This is a genomic window from Marinagarivorans cellulosilyticus (assembly GCF_021655555.1).
Taxonomy (GTDB): domain Bacteria; phylum Pseudomonadota; class Gammaproteobacteria; order Pseudomonadales; family Cellvibrionaceae; genus Marinagarivorans; species Marinagarivorans cellulosilyticus.
The window spans coordinates 3,329,850-3,349,388 of sequence record NZ_AP023086.1 but is presented as its reverse complement, the minus strand read 5'-3'; the positions used below and the strand labels follow the sequence as shown (position 1 = coordinate 3,349,388).

Below are 19,539 nucleotides of genomic sequence, written 5' to 3'. Positions count from 1 at the left end.
AACTAATGATCCGCTTAATTAAGCACTTAACGCTAGAGGCATAACCATTTTATCTTCTTTATTGTGTGGTACACAGATACACAATAATTCATCAATGGCCTGAATACGCCGTTTTAAATCGCCACTGCCTTCGTTGGGCATAGAGTATTTAGCAAAAAGGTAAACATAGCCGCCAGATGGTGCCTTAAGGGTATTTAATGCGGGATTAATTGCTAATAAAGGTTCCGGTAGGTTTAACCACTCGACTATGCCCTCATCGGGAGATGGTGGAACCACAACAAAACTCACTAACCAAGAGTGCCCTGAATTCCAGCATTTTAATTGCGCTTTAAGCTCACCATAAACAGATAGTCTCCGGTCCGCTTCGTGCCTATCAATCTTGCGCAATTTAGTAAAATCAATTTTATCGGCCTCGTAATTACTAATGTAATCAGAGCGCTCGATAGACGAATAATTTACAACCCAATGATTTTCACAGCGCGTAATATAGGGGCCATATTCGCCATCCCATCCATTAGAACACTGATGTTCAGCTGCCACTTGGCGTTGCCCCAGAGCAGATTCAGGAGAAACACCTAGCTCTTCATCAGTTAAAGTTAGAGCCGTACCTTGTTTACGCCTAAAAGTGCGCGCAGCATCTGGCGAAGCAGCAGGCCACATACCATTAGCCGCAGCACATAATTTAACGTCCTCTAAAAACGGAGAGCCCAGCCCAGAGGTATGATAATAAGCTGGCGAAAAGAGTGATTCACGCGTGTAGGTAACATCCCAGCCCGGCGCAAAAATATCTGATGCCTCATCGGTCATGTAATGACTATTGTCGTAATCTTTGGCGCCAATAGCGGCATCGCCTTGCCGAGCAGCCGCCGTAATCGCCGTTACCGTTTGCTCACAACGTGAAAATATTGGCTGGCCTGTTACTGCATCGAATAAGCGTAAGTTAACGGGCAAGCGGCCTTCACATAAAGCCCGGGGGCCACCGACCTCAAATAGTTTTTCGTGCTGATAAATATCAATATTGCCAACGCGCGGCATAAAATCGGGTGCAGTCATTAAAGAATAGGCAGCTTTGGCTTTTAAAGCTGCCCCTCTTAGGCCGGTAATTTCTGCCTGAATAAAGCCTTCTGCAATAGGGTCTTCATATAAAACGGCTGCGTAACCACCTTGCGATAACTTTTCTTTAAAACGGGACGGGCTTAATAAATTAAGATCTTCTATCAGACCATTTTCATCGAGCACATGCCGGATATTCGTAAATTCGCCACTCTGGCGCGGCGATAAAAACACGCGTTTATCTGATTTAAAACAGCGCAAGATTCTATTTAAGGCTTGATCTAACGCAGCTAACGAAAGAAACTGCCCAGTACGCAATGTTGTATAGCGACGATTGTTATAGCCCAGCGGAGTTTTCGCCAGCCACTTTTTCAAAGTTCGCAAATTTTCTTTTGGTACAATAAAAGTCGCAATACGCCCTTGTTGTTGCGCCATGCGGCACATAACCTGCGGCTTTCGCCATACGATAAAACTACCAGAGTACCCAGAGGCCTCTGCAATGTCATCTCTATCACTACGGTAATAAAACGGAGGCGCCTGAAGGTCAAACTCGCCATTTAAGCGTAACTTGGCGCGTGTCATCATCCGCTGTAATTTATCGCTTTGATGAAAGTGCGAAAAATTCAGGCCAATAGTCTTCCCCCCTATCACCATGCCATCAAATAGCTTTAGTATAGGCACATAAAAAAACCGACGACTGTCACCAGAGTGCGCCTTTCCCTGCATCGTAACATTGCCGCCTAACTCTTCCCGACATAAAAACACGCCATAACGTGCAGGCTGAACACGCGCCCCACCACTGCCATCGTCTGGCTCTGTATTAAAGCAGCGTCGTTGCGCAGAGTATTCGGGTAAATGGGTACCTACGCGCCCCACGCCTGTGCGGGAATAAACAAGGTCGGCATGCAATCGATGGGGTGTGCGTTGAGTTACGCGGTACTCATAAGCCATCACAACTGGGGTTAAGCCCAGTAGCAACGCTTCACTTTCAGCGGTATTTAGCACCGCGTATTCCTGGCTATAGATATAGTTTTCGAGAGAGTCAATATCTTCTAATGTCGGCCAAAAGGTTATGCCCTCAGGAACAATACCTGGGTGCATCAATGCATGATATAGCAGACTTAACGATGGGTCCCCAGGCTCGATAGCCCTTTTGCCCTGCAATGAAAACTCATCAAAGCCTTCAATACTGCGATCAATCGTTAGCTTGTCTAATCGCGCTTCATACGTTAAGGGCCAACCATGGTGAGCAAATACCTGCCGCCATCCCCCGTCGGCCAAGCGAAACAAAAAGTGATTAAACCAATCTGCCTGCGTATCCATTATCGCCCCACCATGTGCTATTTTATCGAGCTAGCATTGTAAAACCAGTTAACGACTAGACCAATAGCTTAGGAGTACTTTCAAGTCCTTTTACGCATTGCGGCGCCAATACATTTTTTGCGGATTGAGTTTTGAAAAGCTTAGAGATCCCCTCCACAGAAAACAAAGCCGAGAGTTGCGTAAAACCGCACCTTGCAACATTAGCTATAACCGTAGCCTTGCGCCATTAATACAGCCAAAAATGGCAATATAAACAGCATGCTTACTTCAACTTTCACAATTACCAATAGATAATTCGGTACGGCTATTTCGCTCTTCTGTGTTTTTCGATTCTTCAGCAAAAAGGCAGTAGGCGCAATCGAAAGCAGCGCGACTAAAACAAAAAGACCCAACTTTGCATGAAATATTGGATTGCTAGAGTAGAACGATGCCGGTTTAGATCCCGATAGCCATAATAGCCCCCCTGCAACCAAAGTGATTATTGCGCAAGCACCGTATATCCCGTCAATTACCACAAGCTTTCTCAATTCCTTGCTACTCAACTTGGGTGTAAAAAAGATGTTCTCTGCAATAAGCATTGAGGCCAATAGAATTATGGCCGTGAAATGTATGTACCGTATAACTAAATACATCATAGTTTTGCTTTCTATTGCTATGCTGAGTTTGAAGATTCGTAAAGCCAAACCATCCGATCTAAAAACCACATTTTGGTGAGGTATATGTAGGCAACACCGTGAAAAGTAAGACTTATATCTAAACGCCACAAACCACAAACCAGTACCGCACCACCTAAAAATTGTAGTACATTCAATATCCTAATAACACTTAGGTGACCATCTGGAATTGGCGCTTGCTTTCGCTTTATGAATAGTCTTTCGCCTAATACAGCTTTAGACCCCCAGCTATTGTAGTTCTGAGGTTTAGAAAACAGTGTTGGATTGATCCAAGTCCAAAAAGCAAGAATAACAATTGGAATTAGACAGTACCACCCAATCCAAACTCGAGACCAAATACTTAAAACGATAAAAGGCAAAGTAGCAAATCTCGACCAAACTGACCAAGGGTTGGCATGTTTAAACCAGCTTTCATCATCTGATAAAAATAGCTTTGATATTGCGTTATTTAGATCCATGGAATACTCCTATCCATTTTGAGTCCCGTTGGCCGGACAATAGCGGGGGCTATGTTGTTGAGCTTAACAAAAAATTAGCTTTACAGGTATTGCCCCCTGTAACCCGGAGCTAATGTATAGCTATTATACTGCCAGATCCAGCCCGTCATGGCCGTTGCCGCAGAACACAAACGTCATTCCAGCATCAGTCACATTCGTATGAATGTATTAAGGCCTTGGTAGCAAAGCTACAAACCTGCAGGTCTAATAAAGGGCTACTCTAAAGCTCATACCATAAAACCAAACACTAACGGCTAAGCCGATGGCTGAGTTGCGGCTACCCCTGATTTTTTGAGGTTTAAATACCCCGCACTACGAGCACCCCAAAATACATGAGCAATAACGTAATGGGCAATATTATTAGATCCATTCAGGTGATTGGTAAGCCCGAATAATAACGATACGGTTCGTACTTTTTCCCAGCTCATCGCTCTTACTTTCCTTTATCAGCGTTCCCCAAACGAAACATTACATCAACGCGGGAGCTAGCACGCTGTAATAGCGTTTGTATCAATTGCGCTTCAGGCAAGTTCTTCCAATATTTTTTAGCCATTTCCGATTGCATAGCATTCACTTTTACCCGAGCAGGGTTAAAAATGCTGGCATAGTACTGCAACCACAGCTGTTCGGTTTTATCCTCTGGCAATGGTGGGCGCGCTGCCCCCTGTGTAAAAACAAGCTGCTCCTGGTGCCAATGTACGCACTCGTGCGGGGTAAGAATGGACCAGCTCATTGAGCTAAAGCGCTTAGCAAAAAATGGCGCAACTAGCGGCAATATTGCGTGATCCGGTTCGAACCAAGCTACAAAATGTTCTGTTTCTTCGGCGGCCATCACTTTACACGGCTTTGATTGGTTGGATCTACCACCGTATTTATGGCGAGCGCCGTCTACATGCAATTGCTCGGGTTCTATAATTTCAACCGCCTGATACACTTTACCCTCACCACTAAACTCTCCAATCGACTGAAAACGGACAAACGCTTTCATTTTGTGGTGATCACGCGAAACAGCCTTTAGCAATCGATGAAACAAAGCCACCTGCTCGTCTACTGGGTTTTGTAGTAATTTTTTATCTTGGTAAATTTGTCGCCAAGCCAGCGAATAAAGCAATTGCCAGCGCTGCGCAGAAGAGTGATGCCCAACCCAGTACGCCTGCCGCATAAACTCGCGGGATATACCTAAGGGCTTGCCATTTACTTTTTTTAGCGCCCCGCTTAGCTTAATCTCGCGTGTTAACGAAAGCGAGTCGATCGGCGAGCCAAACAAATCACCACTCCCATGCGGTATGGTAAAAGACACCTGCTCCGGGGCAATGCCTTCTAGCAGTAGCGCTCGGGAATAGTTTCGCCACTGGGTAAAATTTTCAATGACAAATTCCATAGCTGGCCCGCCGAAAAATTAAAACAGACCCAACTGCTCCGGCGCCCATTTATTATTGCTCACCATTAGCTGCTGCCTTAAGTTATGGGAATCCAGAGTATTGAGGTGTGGGTTAAAATCCAGCGTTTCAACAAACGGAGCCACCTTTTTTACCGAAATTTTGCATTTAACTAAATCATCAAAACGCAAGACTTTAAAGCGGCGTGCATTAATAATTCTTTGCGCACCAACCGCCCCAATACCTGGAATACGCAGTAGCTGCTCTTTTGGTGCCCTATTAATATTAATCGGAAATAACTGGCGATTAGCCAATGCCCAAGCTAATTTAGGGTCTATATCAAGATCCAACATGCCATTGGGGCGTGTTGCGCCACCGGCAATTTCCTGCACACTAAAACCGTAAAAGCGCAGCAACCAATCGGCTTGATATAACCTATGCTCGCGCATCAAAGGTGGAGACATCGCCGGCAGTGCCTTGGAAGCATGCTGAATAGGACTGTAGGCTGAGTAATAAACGCGCCGCATCTGAAAGCCTTGATACAAACCCTTTGCCGTTGTCAAAATAGCCTTATCATTAGAGCTGTCGGCCCCTACAATCATTTGTGTACTTTGGCCTGCCGGAGCATAAATAGGCACTTTTGCACGCCGACGAACTGGGCCTGCATGGTTAAAACGAGACCCGCCAGCTGCTGGAGTTAGTGATTTAATCGCCTTAGCGGATTTTTTGTTGTCCTTGTATTCATCAATGCCATTTTTAAGCACACCCATAGATTGCCTAATCGTACCAGCGTTTTTCTCTGGCGCCAGTAACACCAACGATTGATCTTGAGGCAGCTCTATATTGATACTCAGCCTATCGGCGTAGCGACCCGCCAAGGCCAATAATTCTGGTGCAGCTTCAGGGATGGTTTTCAGGTGAATATAACCACGAAAGTCATAGTCTTCGCGCAAGCTCCTTGCAACTTCAACCAACTGCTCCATTGTGTAATCAGCTGATTGAATAATGCCAGAGCTTAAAAACAAGCCCTCTATGTAATTACGCTTATAAAAATCGAGCGTTAGCTTAACAACTTCCTCGGGCTTAAACCTAGCCCGCGCGACAGGGCTAGAACTTCGATTAATACAGTAGGCACAATCGAACAGACAAAAGTTAGTCAACAAAATTTTAAGCAGTGAAATACAGCGCCCATCAGGTGCATAGCTGTGGCAAATGCCCATACCACCAGATGTAGAGCCAACGCCCTTGCCTGCGCGGGAATTGCGCTCAACCGTACCGCTACTAGCACAAGATGCATCATACTTAGCTGCATCGGCCAATATGGCTAACTTCGACTGAATATTCATAGAACCTCAAATACTGTATGTATACACAGACAATAGCAAAATTCTTACGCCATTCAAAGGCCTAAAATAATATTCATCTAAACGCTTATAGCACGCGTAAAAATGAGCAGCACTTACAATTGGCACATCACGCTTAGACTCAACCAAAAACTAATGGGGATTTAAACCAATCATGGCAAATGAAAACGATCACTCACAGGCACCTACGGGCAAGTCAGTGAAAATTCTGCACATAAATACTACCGAGCTGCCATGCAGGGGCTGCACTAAACATTGCAGTAACTTTCCGGCTTGTAAAAGCCGCCCGATTTGGATTCGCTAGAGGCTTTCTATATTATCGAGGTAGTTAGCCGCTTGGGCTAAAACCGCTTGCTGTTCGCTTTTGTCCTTTTTCTTCCAGTTGCTATATACCATTGTCATGCGTGGAATACGCGAGAATTGCTGCACGTGGCGATTAATAAAAGACCAATAAAGGCTGTTAAATGGGCATGCGCCATCACCGACTTTCTTTTTCACATCGTAGTGGCAGCCTTTGCAGTAATCGCTCATTTTGTTAATGTAATTACCGCTCGAACAATAGGGTTTTGTTGCCACCCAACCGCCATCGGCCCACTGGCTCATTCCACGGGTATTGGGTAGCTCTACCCACTCTAGAGCATCGATATAAATACCCAAATACCACTCATCCACCTGGTCAGGTGATATGCCCGCTAACAAACAAAAATTACCCGTAATCATTAGGCGCTGAATATGATGAGCATAAGCGGTGTCTAAAGATTGGCCTATAGCATGCGCCATGCAGCGCATTTTTGTTTTCCCGGTCCAAAAATATTGTGGCAACCCACGTTTGGCCGCTAAAATATTCTGACGATGATAGGTGTTAAGGTTTTGCCAATACACCGCGCGAATATACTCGCGCCAGCCCAGTATTTGCCGCACAAAACCTTCTACTTGCGCAAGGCTAATATCGGAATCGCCACGGTTGTAAGCCGCTAAAGCTCGCACTATCACCAAGCGTGGCGTTATCATTTTCGTATTTAAAGCAAAGGATATTCTAGAGTGGTACAGGCTCCACTGATGTGGGCTTTGGCTTGTCATTGCATCTTGAAAACGACCAAATAGTGGCAAGCAATAATCGCAAAAATAATCCAACAATTCATTGGCTTGCCGGCGATTAACCGGCCACAACAAATTTTCTTGCGCAACGCCAATGGTGGCAATGTTGTGGTATTTGATCCGGGCTAGCGCGCTGCCCACATCATTAGCAAAGCATAATGGCTCCGGTATAGCGCTTAAATCGCTTTTTGTCAGTGAAGCGCGGTTTTCACTATCGTAATTCCATTCGCCTCCTTCGGGTTTACCTTCGCGCATTAAGATATTAAAGCGCTTGCGCATTTTTCGGTAAAAAGCCTCCATACGATTATGCTTAGCCGGCGTAATGTAGCTATCGAATTCTTCTGGTTCGAGTAGAAAATGCTCGGTACTGTAGCAATGCTTTTCGCAAGCCAGCAAGCATTGGCTTAATAACTGATGCAAACGCTGCTCATCCGGCTGTTGATATTCAAACGCCGTAGCGCAACATTGCTCGCAAATTTGTGCAACCAATGCCGCCATATCCTTACAGTCGGCTGTATCGTCTAAAGTAAGATGCAATACATTGTGGCCTGCCGATTTTAATGCCGTAGCAAAATGCTGCATTGCGGCAAAAAAGGCACACACCTTTTGAATGTGGTGGCGCACATAACTGGCTTCTTCTTTTATCTCGGCGATTACATAAAGTAGACTATGATCTTGGCTTTTATACCAACTGTGTTGTGCATTTAATTGATCGCCTAAAATCAGCCTTACTGTTGTAATTTTGCAGCCTGCACACGCAGTTGCTATTTTAGTATTTAATTGCGAGCCCACTGTCGTACTTTCTCCTGAATGTCGCGATCGATTAAATGGAGCAAAAGAGTTATTAGCCAACAAGCGTTAGATATCTGTACCCTTTTTTGCCTTTGCGCAGCGCTTCGAACAATATTTGACCTGATCCCAGCAAGACTGCCAGCGTTTTCGCCAACTAAACGGCCGCTCGCAAACCGAGCAATATTTTTTTGCCAGAAAAAGTTTTTTATGCGCCATCAATTGCGCTCACCACAGACAAGCCAGATAAAAAACCATCTTCATAGCGGCCACTGCCACACCAAGCGCCAATAGCCGCTATGCGCCGTGTCCCATCCACAAAGGGCTGTGGTTTTTCGGCTATGGGTGCATTCATTTGGGCGTACTTCCAAAAATGCCCATGGCTGGCAAGCACCGATACTGGGCACACACCAGCCGAGGCCAGCATTTTATTAAACCAACGACTAGCAACAGCTTGAAGTTCGGCGTGTGGCAATGCCCTTCCCTTTAGCTCAGACCACGACTCCTGAAAGTGCATTACCCAAACATCATCAAAATCGACATCACCTTGATCAATGCGTTTAAAGCCAGGTTTTAAAGATGCACGGGATAACCAGCGAACAGTATCGTGGCTAAAAACACCCTGAATAAAAGGGGGCACTAAACCTTTAGTTGCTAGTGCTAACGCCCATACGCTGCGGTGCGGCGGTGAAATATTATTTAGCATCGCACTATGGTTAGAAATTAACGGTAAAGCTTGTTCAAGTGGCAGCGAGCTAACCACCCAATCGAAATACTCAAACGGGCCATTCTCACTCACCAAGCGCCAGCCACGCGGGCAAGGCTCTAGGTGCTTAATGCGCTGCTGCAAAATAATATCTACATTTGAGGCAATATCGTGCGATAAAACCCGCATTGCCGAGGTGCCAACCCAACGTTCTTGGTTATCTGGCGACAGTTTAAACGCACCATCAGCATAAACTGCTGGAGTAAATTGCCACTTTGCGACTTGCCGGCGCTTAAGCCAACGCGCAACTTCACGCTTAAAAACCGGATCGCTAGCTGTAAAGTACTGAACACCCACATCAACATAAGCCCAAGGCAAACGACGCGTACTGGCTCGGCCGCCTAGCCCTTGCGATTTTTCAAACACTGTTACTTCGTAGCCCCGATTAACAAACTCCCTAGCAGCACTTAGGCCACTAATACCGACGCCAACAATCGCAATTTTTTTACCACTATTCATTGGCAACCTCTAGCTACAAAAAAAGTGCTGGAACTGCGCTATGCTGAAGCACGCATACTGTTTGTTGATGTTTTGTCTTGGCAATACCAATACAGCGGTTGCCGACAAACCTTTTCGGTAGAATGCATACCAATCATTTCGTCGTAAGCTGAATGATGTTCCAGCCACACGAAAGCAGGCTGTAATGGCTCAAAGTACTCGCGCACGTGGGCCAAACTGTGAAAACGCATATTCGCTTTGTAACTAAGGCCACGGCGCTGGCATATAACCCGCAGCCAGCGCTCACTGTGCTCCGGCTGGTTTAGCCTTGCGATATACAAGCCACCTTCCACTACCTGAATGACAAGTTCCATAACACCCTCACAATAATTGGTTTGAAAGCTTTGTCAGCATCTAAGCCAACTGCAGCTCTTACGCTGTGGAATACACGATGGATGACAGCGTTTGTGAGGGAAAAACAAGCTCAGAGCAAAGCAATCTAATAGCCCAACCAATGCGTAAAGATCACATTAACCTTTTACACAGGCCGACTATGTTTAAGCTATTCACCAAAAACCCTATTGCAAAACTCGACAAAAGCTATAAAGCAAAGCTCGAACAAGCCATGACAGCTCAAAGGAACGGCGATATTAAACGCTATTCTCAATTAAGTGATGAAGCAGAAAATATCCGAAAAGAAATCGACACCCTAGAAATTTTGCAAAAGAAATAGCGATCTGAAGATGCTAAAGCCTTGCGGCAAAGTGCGGTCTGCCAATAAAGCAATCTTTACCGTACTTAGCAAGCATCAACATTCGTCAAAACTATTAATGACTACTAGAGCGCGACTCAGCAATGTCCAAAAAGTATGTGCTGCACCAGCCTACACTTTACCGCCGAATTAACTGAGTCGTTTAGGGGGCATTGAGCCCTCACATAAAAGAGACTAATTCAAGAAGCAACCTAAGGGCATCTATAATAATGCACAATTCCCGAGATAGTAGCACCACACCTTTATGCTACTGCAAAAAACTAAATTAATTCAGTGATCCGAGCTGTGCTCCTTATCCACACTAAAACACTTACTATTTTTAGAGGTGTTCTTTAATCGCTATCACCGTCAAAATAGTTATCGGCATCCGTAAGGTCATCGACAAGGTCGTGGTCACTAAAAAAGCTATAGCCTACGAAGCAAACACCTAGCAGCAATGTCGATAAGACCCAATAAGTAAAGCTATGATGAAAAGCAAAAGCAAGAGAGCCTATAATCAACAAGATACCTACCCCCCTACAATTTAACGATAGTAGCCCAGTTATCCATAAACCTGCAGCCAAAGTAGCAAGCCCTAGAAATATCCAATTTATGAGTAATAAAGTAAATCCGACTAGTGCGCTTAGGGTGCCGAGAAGTTTCACGTTTTGGCTCGTACTCTTTAGAGTTTTTAGGTTGCTAGGTCAGAAATAATAGGTACCCAACCGGTTGGACCAATAATTTCACAGGTCTCGTAAGCCGTCAATGAAAAGCGAGGGACATATACATCGACGCCTCATTTCTGTAAGCGATAAGGTTTCGCCCTTAGTATTGATAAAAGGGCATATACGGACCCACTCCGTTTGCAAGACATTTGATCAGTTGTCAACATTGGCGCGCGCTTTATCTATGGGTTATCAAAAATAACGAACGTGCAATAGCGCTATACAATAGGTACGGCTTTCAACACGATGGCAATGACAAAATAGGCCGTACGCACTGCGACGCAGCCATTTTGGAATCACGCTACGTAAAATACCTTATCGACAAAGCACTCCGGTAATGCGGCGCCTTGTTTAGCGCAGAAACAGCAGGTAGCCCAAGGAGCTGCGTAGACTTTGATGGCTTAACTGTGCTTTCAAGGTTTTGAGGTACCCAATTGCTGAGTATGGCCTTAGCCACAGCTAAAGCAAAGCAAAGCAGGCAGAAACGCCCCTTCGACCTTGCAATAGTGAAGCTCAAAAATTAAACTCAAGGCAAGACTTCGCCTTACCACCACCATACGGCCCAACAATGTCTAAACGCTTGCACCAACAATTCATGCTATTTGCCCTGCTAGTCTTTGCTGCGCAAAGCTTAGCCAGCAGCGCAAAAGTCTGCGTGATGCTAACCGGGCAAGCGGCCACCATAAGCCAGCAAGCATTGAATAGCGCTGCGCAGCCGACTCCCGCCAGTGAAGCACCACAGGTTGGCAAGCATTGCCACGGCACTGCGCCTACTGTAAACACCACAACAACATTCAATGACCACGGCAAAAAAACACTTAGCAAAGACTGTTTTTACTGCAGCCATAAACTGTGTGGCAATGCCGCATGCTCGGCACACTTTGCATCCCAAGGCCTTCAATTACCGACATTTTCGCCTTATAGCTTTACGCTTTCTGCAAATACCGAAAACTTCACCTCTGCACCGCGCAGCCCCCTTTACCGCCCACCCATACGGGCTTAAACAGCATTCGTGTGCCTGTTATTTGTGTATCAGCAAACTGAACGCCTTGCTGGTCGGTATCAAGCACACAAACTAATGAGCCACTCTGAAGTTTAACCTCTTATTGGGGCGCTCTTTTAGCTTTTAAGTAAATCAACTTTTGTTTTAACCGTGCGGCAAAACACCTGTTTGCTGCAAGTTAGGTACAGCCATGAATAAATCAACACTTCTTATTATTGGTACGGCATTAGTGGCTAGCACATTTATGTTAGGCCGCTGCAGCGTGAATACACCCAGCGACGCACCAGCATCAAGCCTAGGCGGCCCAGCAGCAAATGCGACACCGCCATCTGTTGCCCCAGTACAAACGCAAGTTTGGACCTGCGCAATGCACCCGCAAATACAACAAAGCACCGCTGGCCAGTGCCCCATTTGCGGTATGGATTTGATCCCCACACAAAATCCACAAGCCACCGATGACACACCGCTGGCAAAAAATAACCACAGTAATGGCCGCCATACGTTAAGCCTTAGCGAAAATGCCCGCGCCCTAGCGGACATTCAAACCAGCCCTGTCGAGCGCCGTTTTCCCGAAGCTAAAGTGAGGCTTGTGGGTAAACTCGATTATGATGAAACATTAATAAAATCATTGAGTGCGCGCTTCCCCATGCGTATTGATGAGCTTTATGTCAGTTTTGTAGGTGTGCCTGTAAAACAAGGCCAGCACCTTGCGCGCATATACAGCCCAGAGTTGCGATCGGCCCAAAGCGAGCTAATTAGCGCAACCAAACGCTACGATAACAACAGCACGCTGGTAAAATCGGCGAAAGAAAAACTGCGCCTGTGGGGCCTGCTACCCGATCAAATTAACGCCATTATTAAACGGGGCACTGCGCTAGATGAGTTTGAATTAAAAGCGCCCATTAGCGGCGTAGTAACACAAAAAAATGTTAATACCGGTGATTACCTTCAAACTGGCCAATCGTTGTTTACCATTGTGGACATGCATAATTTATGGCTACGCCTAGAGGCTTACGAATCGGATCTTGCATGGCTGCGTTTAGGGCAAGCCGTTAGCTTTACAGTGGAAGCCTACCCTGGCGAAGTCTTTGAAGGAAAAATCACTTTTATTAATCCCGAAATAGACCGTAAAACACGCACAGTTTCTATTCGCGTTAATGTTCCCAATGAGCATCAAAAGCTAAAGCCCGGCATGTTTTCCAAGGCTATTGTACGCTCCCAAATTGCACTTGCCGGTAAAGTTTATTCACCAGAATTAATGGGCAAATGGATAAGCCCTATGCACCCAGAAATTATTAAAGATACCGCCGGCCAGTGCGATATTTGCGGCATGGATTTAGTCCCGGTCGAGCAACTGGGCTACCTTGCCAATATTGACCACAATGCACCTTTAGTGGTGCCCGCCAGCGCCGCTTTGCGTACAGGTAAACGCGCAGTAGTTTATGTGCAAATAAATGCATCATCAGGCCCCGTATTTGAAGGCCGAGAAATTAACCTTGGGCCACGCGCCGGCGACGTGTTTATTGTCAACAGCGGCCTACATGAAGGTGAGCGCGTAGTCACCCACGGTGCTTTTAAAATTGATAGCGCCCTACAAATTCAAGCTAAACCGAGCATGATGAACCCCAGCCAACACAATCACGGCCACAACCATTTACACGCAGCACCACAGTCATCAAACCCACTCCACGTTAGCCCTGCTAAAACCAGCACAGGACAACTTGACGCTGCAGCACTAGATGCCAAAACAATACAACAGTTAATGCCGCTGTATTTTGCACTGCAAACAGCACTCGCCACAGACGACCTACCCCATGCCAAGCAACAATTGGCGGCCATGCAGCCTATTAGCCAAACACTGCCTTCGCTTTATCAATTAATCGACAAGATGCAAAACAGCCACACGCTTGACCAAATACGCTTGCCGCATTTTGAAACACTTAGCCATTATTTATTGCAAGGGGTAAACCTGCACAACCAGAGCTTTAACTACCCTATTTACCAAATGTATTGCCCTATGGCGCATCCTGATCGCGGGGCTAATTGGCTACAAAAAAAGCCAGCTTTACAAAACCCTTATTTTGGCGAAGCCATGCTGAAATGCGGTGAAACCAAAGCGCAGTTAACCGCCGGTAATGACCAAACAGGTAATACCGATGAATAAATTTAACCCTTTACACGCATTAATAGGCTTTAGCCTACGCAACAAGGCCGTTGTGTTTTTACTGACGGCGGGCCTGATTTTTTGGGGCTTTTTAGTTGCACCGTTTGACTGGCATAACGACCACGTTGCTAGAAGCCCAGTACCTGTTGATGCCATCCCCGACATTGGCGAAAACCAACAAATTGTTTTCACCGAATGGGCCGGTCGTTCACCGCAAGATATAGAAGATCAAATAGGCTATCCGCTCACCACTACGCTTTTAGGTTTGCCCGCGGTAAAAACCGTGCGTAGTTACTCCATGCTTGGGGTGTCGTCTATTTATATTATATTTAAAGAAGATGTAGAATTTTATTGGGCGCGCAGCCGAATTCTCGAAAAACTCAACAGCTTACCTGCCGGTACTCTGCCAGAAGGCGTACAACCCAAGCTAGGGCCAGATGCTACCGCGTTAGGGCAAGTTTTTTGGTATACCCTAGAGGGCCACGATAACCAAGGCGCCATCACCGGCGGCTGGGATTTACACGAGCTTCGCTCTACCCAAGATTGGTTAGTGCGCTATGCACTTCAAGGCGTAGAAGGCGTTGCCGAAGTATCCTCTATTGGGGGCTTTGTTAAAGAGTATCAAATTGACGTAGACCCAAATGCGTTGCGCACTTACAACATATCTTTAGCCGAAGTGTTTGACGCTGTGCGCGCCAGCAATTTAGATGTTGGCGCACGCACCATCGAAATTAATGCCGTTGAATATGTGATACGGGGGCTTGGGTTTATTAAATCACTCGATGATTTACGCCGCACCGTCATTACACAGCGCAACAATGTCCCGATTACCTTAAACCAAATTGCCGAAATTGAATTTGGCCCGGCATTGCGGCGCGGCGCACTAAACAAAGAAGGCAGCGAAGCGGTTGGCGGCGTAGTGGTTGCCCGCCATGGCGAAAACCCTCTAAACGTTATTCAGCGCATTAAGGAAAAAATTGCAACCATAAGCCCTGGGCTACCAAGTAAAACATTAGCCGACGGCACTGTTAGCCAACTTAATATCGTGCCCTTTTACGACAGAACAATACTGATAAAAGAAACGCTAGGCACACTTGAGCGCGCCATCAGCCAACAACTGCTGATTACGTTTATTGTAGTTATCTTATTTATGCTACATGTTCGCAGTGCGCTATTAATTGCAGGCATTATGCCGTTAGCTGTGCTATCGGCTTTTATCGGCATGAAACTTTTTAATGTTGACGCTAACATTGTTGCGCTTTCGGGTATTGCTATTGCAATTGGCAGCATTGTGGATATGGGCATTGTTCTAACAGAGAACATACAAAGGCACTTACAAGCGGCGCCAGCAAACAGCAAACGGATTGATGTTATTTATCGTGCATGCACGGAGGTTGCCGGCGCCGTAGTTACCGCCACACTCACAACTATTATTAGCTTTTTACCTATTTTTACAATGGAAGCGGCCGAAGGTAAGCTTTTTACACCGCTTGCCTACACCAAAACATTTACCTTATTCGGCGCAATTGTTATTAGCGTAATATTAATACCGCCACTTGCGCATGCGCTTTTAAAGCCAGCGTTCAAGTCTCGTTATTCAGCTATTATTAGCCGTTTAATATGGGCAGTTATTGCACTGGTAGGGCTTGGTATTATTGCCTTGAACATCACGAATAGCAGCGCATTACTGCCGTTATGGCTAGGCATTATAATACTGGCTTTTGCGCTATTTCATGCCGTTAAAGCGCGGCTAAGCCAACCACACCAACGCGCAACAACCATTTTACTTAGTCTACTATTAGCCCTTGTCATGGCTCTGCAATTGGCGGCAAGCTGGCACCCATTAGGCGTGGCACGTGGCTGGGAAAATGCCTTTTTTGTCGTTTTTTTACTGGGCGGCCTTATGGCTTTTTTTGCCGTGTTTTTACGTTTTTACGAAGCCATATTACATGCCCTACTGCGGGCTAAAAGTGCTTTTTTGGCCGTAGCTTGCGCAATAGTTATTTTCGGTTTTTGCGTTGGCTTGGGGGTTAACGTTGTATTTTCGTTTATACCGGCTAGCCTAAAAAACACGCCACAATGGCAAGCTCTCGCCACTGCCCTACCCGGGCTTGGCAAAGAATTTATGCCTTCGCTAGACGAAGGCTCTTACCTGTTTATGCCTACAACCATGCCACACGCCAGCATTGGCGAGGCAATGGACATTTTACAAAAACAAAACATTGCGATTAGTAACATACCCGAGGTGGACCAAGTGGTGGGTAAATTAGGGCGCGCCGAAAGCCCTTTGGACCCAGCCCCCATTTCAATGATAGAAACAATGATTAGTTTCAAAAGTGAATACAAAAGCGATGTTAATGGGCGGATATTACGCTTTGCCTACGAAAATGATGCGTTTATCCGCGATAGCCAAGGGAAGTTAATTATCGACGACGAAGGCAAACCCTACCGCCAATGGCGGGACAACATTAAAAAACCCGATGACATTTGGCAAGCGATAGTGCAAGCCGGTAGCCTGCCCGGCGCCACTTCAGCACCTAAGCTTCAACCCATTGCCGCCCGTCTAGTGATGTTGCAAAGTGGCATGCGGGCACCCATGGGGTTAAAGGTATTTGGCCCCGATTTAACCAGCATAGAAAATACCGCGCTACAAATTGAAGCATTGTTAAAAACAGTACCCTCCATTCAACCCGATACGGTATTCGCCGACCGCATTGTGGGTAAACCCTATTTAGAAATCGAAATAGACCGCAATGCCATTGCTCGCTATGGCATTAAAATTAAAACCGTCCAAGAAGTGATAGAAGTCGCCATAGGCGGCAAGCCCGTCACGCAAACAGTTGAGGGCCGCGAGCGCTACCCTGTACGGGTAAGATACCAGCGCGAATTGCGAGACTCGATTGAAAGCATAGAAAACATCTTGGTAGCCGCCCCCGATGGCACCCAAGTACCACTCAAAGAATTATCGACCATCCATTACTTACGCGGGCCACAAACAATAAAAACAGAAGGCACATTTTTAGTGGGGTACGTGCTATTTGATAAAAGCACCGGTTTTGCTGAAGTTACCACCGTAGAGCAAGCTCGGGATACCTTAAACCGCAGCATCGCAAATGGCGAGCTTACGCTTCCTGCTGGGGTGAGCTACCAATTCACTGGCAGCTACGAAAATCAATTACGTGCTGAAAAAAAATTGATGCTAATTATTCCAATTGCACTATTGGCTATTGCTTTAATTTTACATTTACAGTTTAAAAGCCTTTTTATTACCACAATAATTTTTAGTGCCATAATATTCGCTTGGTGTGGCGGCTTTATTTTTATATGGCTTTACAGCCAACCTTGGTTTTTAGACGTTACCCTATGGGATAAAAACCTGCGCGATATTTTTCAAATGGGCAATGTAAATCTAAGCGTCGCTGTATGGGTAGGTTTTTTGGCACTATTTGGAATCGCAACCGACGACGGCGTGTTAATGAGCACCTATTTAAAACAACACTTTAAAGAACAAAAACCAAAAACAATCAATGCCATAAGAGCAATAACGGTGCAAGCAGGCGCACGGCGAGCACGGCCAGCGATAATAACGACAGCCACCACCCTTATTGCCCTATTGCCGGTGCTTACTTCTAACGGCCGCGGAGCCGACATAATGATACCTATGGGAATGCCAATATTTGGCGGCATGGTTTTAGCCATCATGACTATTTTTATTGTTCCTATACTCTTTTGCAGTGCAGCTGAGTTCAAACTTAAAATGTATGCGCGCGTACAACCATAAGCGCTTACCGGCAAAGCGGTACCTTTGGTGGCTAAAAGGGAAACGCTGCCAACACTTTGCTTTAATCGCTTGCGCGCAAGCTGCACTGCACCATTTTTAACCCATGAAAAATAGCTTTTTACCCGAAAATAGTGAGATTAACCTGAGAGCTTGATCTTGATCACAGCCACATAAAAAGAATACTTTTTTTCGAGTTCACTCTGCATATATTAACGCCATTCCATGGCCGCAAATTTTTATGTCTGCGTACCGTCGTTATTATTTTATTAATGCAGGAAATCCTATGAACTTAAGATGCATTTTTATCCCGTTGATTGCACTAGGTTTTGCTGGCTGCGTAGCTCAAGACTCCACCGTATCTTCGTCCAGCGAAGCCGCTCCCGCGAGCAGCGTTACCACCACGAGTAGTTCACCTACTAGCAGCAGCCAAGCCAGCAGCTCTAGCTTGACGCCGCCGGTTAGCTCATCAAGCGCCGCCGCGATCAGTAGCTCGAGCATGGCCAGCGGCGAAAAAACGATGGTAATGGCCATCAACGTGGGCGCACGCGAAGCGGCAACCTATAACGGCATTGAATACGGGCGCGATCAATTTGGTTCGGGCGGTACGCAAAACAGCACGCCAGATCCAATCGCCAATACCGACGAAGATAGCTTGTTTCAATCTGAGCGTTATGGCGAAGCCATGAGCTACAGCATCCCAGTTACCAACGCCACTTACACCGTCGTTTTGCATTTTGTAGAGATGTACCAAACCGCAAACGCCATGCGTACTTTCGATGTCAGTATTGAAGATCAAACGGTTTTATCGGCGCTCGACATTCATGATGCTGCAGGCCATGACACGGCCTACTCTTATACCGCCGAAAACCTAGCCGTTAGTGATGGCAAGCTCTCCATTACCTTAACAGCACGGAATGACAACGCTACTTTAAGCGGCTTTGCCATTTATTCATCCGATGGTGGTCAATTTGTGGAGCCTGTCATCGATAGCTCTGCGGTATGCCCCGCTAGCGAGCCATGCCGTATTTTACCCTTTGGCGACTCCATTACCGATGGCGTACCCGCCACAGGCGCAGGCGGCTACCGTGCGCCGTTATTTGAGTTAGCGGTTAACGCCGGTAAAAGTATTACCTTTGTGGGCGGCAACCAGAATGGGCCAGCAACCATTGCAGGCCAGCCTTTCCCGCAAAACCACCAAGGCCATAGCGGCTGGACCGTAGCACAAATTAACGACCTAATCCCCAGCCCCGCCTTTGACGGTTCGCCCCATATAGTGCTACTACACATTGGCACCAACGATATGTGGAATGGCCCCAACGGTTTGGAGGGGCGATTAGAAAGCTTGGATGATATTCTTAACGAAGCCCCTAATGCCCTAGTGGCCGTGGCCTCTATTATCCCGTGGCAAGACCATGCCGCTCGTATTGCAAGCTATAACCAAGCGATTCCGGGTATTGTGCAAGCGCAGGTCGATGCGGGATTTAAGGTGATTTTTGTCGATCAATTCCAAGGTTTCCCCAGTCAAGAGCTAGCAGACGGTATTCACCCTAACGCCGCAGGCTACGAGAGAATGGGGCAAAAATGGTTCGACGCCATCGAAAGCTACCTGCCATAGGTAAAAAGCCATAAGCACACCCCAAAAAAGCCCCGCAATTGAACTGCTGGGGCTTTTTTGCGTTCGAACACTCACGTTACCAATACAGGCAATCAGCCTCTTCGACTTCACTTCCCCAA

At 46.2% G+C, this 19,539-nt stretch carries 15 protein-coding genes; 5 read left to right on the top strand and 10 right to left on the bottom strand.

The features are described from left to right. Positions 1–18: 18 nt before the first annotated feature. The 9 genes from MARGE09_RS13415 to MARGE09_RS13375 all read right to left on the bottom strand — a co-directional run bounded on the left by MARGE09_RS13415 (position 19) and on the right by MARGE09_RS13375 (position 9,755). Positions 19–2,376: a hypothetical protein gene (locus tag MARGE09_RS13415; RefSeq protein WP_236982657.1), complete on the bottom strand. Its 2,358-nt coding sequence runs from the start codon at positions 2,374–2,376 to the stop codon at positions 19–21. A gap of 200 nt (positions 2,377–2,576) precedes the next feature. Next, positions 2,577–3,008, bottom strand: a complete 432-nt coding sequence (locus MARGE09_RS13410) for a DUF2214 family protein (protein ID WP_255711989.1) — start codon at positions 3,006–3,008, stop codon at positions 2,577–2,579. Positions 3,009–3,028: 20 nt separating this feature from the next. Further along, a complete protein-coding gene (locus tag MARGE09_RS13405) occupies positions 3,029–3,508 on the bottom strand; it encodes a DUF6653 family protein (RefSeq protein ID WP_236982656.1) in 480 nt (159 codons plus the stop codon). A gap of 472 nt (positions 3,509–3,980) precedes the next feature. Continuing rightward, positions 3,981–4,928 (bottom strand): TIGR03915 family putative DNA repair protein, encoded by a 948-nt coding sequence (locus MARGE09_RS13400; protein WP_236982655.1) that lies wholly within the window; start codon positions 4,926–4,928, stop codon positions 3,981–3,983. A gap of 18 nt (positions 4,929–4,946) precedes the next feature. Continuing rightward, entirely contained in the window at positions 4,947–6,272 is a 1,326-nt protein-coding gene (locus tag MARGE09_RS13395) for a putative DNA modification/repair radical SAM protein (protein WP_236982653.1), read from the bottom strand. Positions 6,273–6,590: 318 nt separating this feature from the next. Beyond that, on the bottom strand, positions 6,591–8,180 hold the full coding sequence (locus MARGE09_RS13390) for a cryptochrome/photolyase family protein (RefSeq protein WP_236982651.1): 1,590 nt from the start codon (positions 8,178–8,180) through the stop codon (positions 6,591–6,593). A 66-nt stretch (positions 8,181–8,246) separates the two neighbouring features. Then, positions 8,247–8,396 (bottom strand): DUF2256 domain-containing protein, encoded by a 150-nt coding sequence (locus MARGE09_RS13385; protein WP_236982649.1) that lies wholly within the window; start codon positions 8,394–8,396, stop codon positions 8,247–8,249. Then, a complete protein-coding gene (locus MARGE09_RS13380) occupies positions 8,386–9,402 on the bottom strand; it encodes an NAD(P)/FAD-dependent oxidoreductase (RefSeq protein ID WP_236982647.1) in 1,017 nt (338 codons plus the stop codon). Before MARGE09_RS13380 ends, MARGE09_RS13385 begins: the two co-directional genes overlap by 11 nt. Positions 9,403–9,440: 38 nt before the next feature. Continuing rightward, on the bottom strand, positions 9,441–9,755 hold the full coding sequence (locus MARGE09_RS13375) for a DUF6482 family protein (protein ID WP_236982645.1): 315 nt from the start codon (positions 9,753–9,755) through the stop codon (positions 9,441–9,443). Positions 9,756–9,934: 179 nt separating this feature from the next. Here MARGE09_RS13375 and MARGE09_RS13370 point away from each other — a divergent pair, with 179 nt between their 5' ends. Continuing rightward, complete coding sequence (locus MARGE09_RS13370) at positions 9,935–10,114, top strand: DUF6435 family protein (protein ID WP_236982643.1); 180 nt, start codon at positions 9,935–9,937, stop codon at positions 10,112–10,114. Between the two features lie 371 nt (positions 10,115–10,485). Here the strand turns inward: MARGE09_RS13370 and MARGE09_RS13365 are convergent, their stop codons facing one another. Continuing rightward, entirely contained in the window at positions 10,486–10,797 is a 312-nt protein-coding gene (locus tag MARGE09_RS13365; RefSeq protein ID WP_236982641.1) for a hypothetical protein, read from the bottom strand. A 628-nt stretch (positions 10,798–11,425) separates the two neighbouring features. Between MARGE09_RS13365 and MARGE09_RS13360 the strand changes: the two genes are divergently transcribed. The 4 genes from MARGE09_RS13360 (at position 11,426) to MARGE09_RS13345 (ending at position 19,420) form a co-directional block, all read left to right on the top strand. Further along, on the top strand, positions 11,426–11,860 hold the full coding sequence (locus tag MARGE09_RS13360) for a hypothetical protein (protein ID WP_236982640.1): 435 nt from the start codon (positions 11,426–11,428) through the stop codon (positions 11,858–11,860). 190 nt (positions 11,861–12,050) lie between these two features. Continuing rightward, on the top strand, positions 12,051–14,024 hold the full coding sequence (locus tag MARGE09_RS13355; protein ID WP_236982639.1) for a heavy metal-binding domain-containing protein: 1,974 nt from the start codon (positions 12,051–12,053) through the stop codon (positions 14,022–14,024). Beyond that, positions 14,017–17,805: an efflux RND transporter permease subunit gene (locus MARGE09_RS13350; protein ID WP_236982638.1), complete on the top strand. Its 3,789-nt coding sequence runs from the start codon at positions 14,017–14,019 to the stop codon at positions 17,803–17,805. Before MARGE09_RS13355 ends, MARGE09_RS13350 begins: the two co-directional genes overlap by 8 nt. A gap of 283 nt (positions 17,806–18,088) precedes the next feature. Next, a complete protein-coding gene (locus MARGE09_RS13345; protein WP_236982637.1) occupies positions 18,089–19,420 on the top strand; it encodes a malectin domain-containing carbohydrate-binding protein in 1,332 nt (443 codons plus the stop codon). The last annotated feature ends 119 nt before the right edge of the window (positions 19,421–19,539 follow it).

Excerpts from the sequence above, each read along its gene's own strand:
- MARGE09_RS13415 (WP_236982657.1), bottom strand. The coding sequence starts at position 2,376 with ATGGATACGCAGGCAGATTGGTTTAATCACTTTTTGTTTCGCTTGGCC.
- MARGE09_RS13385 (WP_236982649.1), bottom strand. The coding sequence starts at position 8,396 with ATGGCGCATAAAAAACTTTTTCTGGCAAAAAAATATTGCTCGGTTTGC.
- MARGE09_RS13345 (WP_236982637.1), top strand. The coding sequence starts at position 18,089 with ATGAACTTAAGATGCATTTTTATCCCGTTGATTGCACTAGGTTTTGCT.
- MARGE09_RS13370 (WP_236982643.1), top strand. The coding sequence starts at position 9,935 with ATGTTTAAGCTATTCACCAAAAACCCTATTGCAAAACTCGACAAAAGC.
- MARGE09_RS13350 (WP_236982638.1), top strand. The coding sequence starts at position 14,017 with ATGAATAAATTTAACCCTTTACACGCATTAATAGGCTTTAGCCTACGC.
- MARGE09_RS13375 (WP_236982645.1), bottom strand. The coding sequence starts at position 9,755 with ATGGAACTTGTCATTCAGGTAGTGGAAGGTGGCTTGTATATCGCAAGG.
- MARGE09_RS13405 (WP_236982656.1), bottom strand. The coding sequence starts at position 3,508 with ATGGATCTAAATAACGCAATATCAAAGCTATTTTTATCAGATGATGAA.
- MARGE09_RS13360 (WP_236982640.1), top strand. The coding sequence starts at position 11,426 with ATGTCTAAACGCTTGCACCAACAATTCATGCTATTTGCCCTGCTAGTC.
- MARGE09_RS13395 (WP_236982653.1), bottom strand. The coding sequence starts at position 6,272 with ATGAATATTCAGTCGAAGTTAGCCATATTGGCCGATGCAGCTAAGTAT.
- MARGE09_RS13410 (WP_255711989.1), bottom strand. The coding sequence starts at position 3,008 with ATGTATTTAGTTATACGGTACATACATTTCACGGCCATAATTCTATTG.
- MARGE09_RS13380 (WP_236982647.1), bottom strand. The coding sequence starts at position 9,402 with ATGAATAGTGGTAAAAAAATTGCGATTGTTGGCGTCGGTATTAGTGGC.
- MARGE09_RS13355 (WP_236982639.1), top strand. The coding sequence starts at position 12,051 with ATGAATAAATCAACACTTCTTATTATTGGTACGGCATTAGTGGCTAGC.
- MARGE09_RS13400 (WP_236982655.1), bottom strand. The coding sequence starts at position 4,928 with ATGGAATTTGTCATTGAAAATTTTACCCAGTGGCGAAACTATTCCCGA.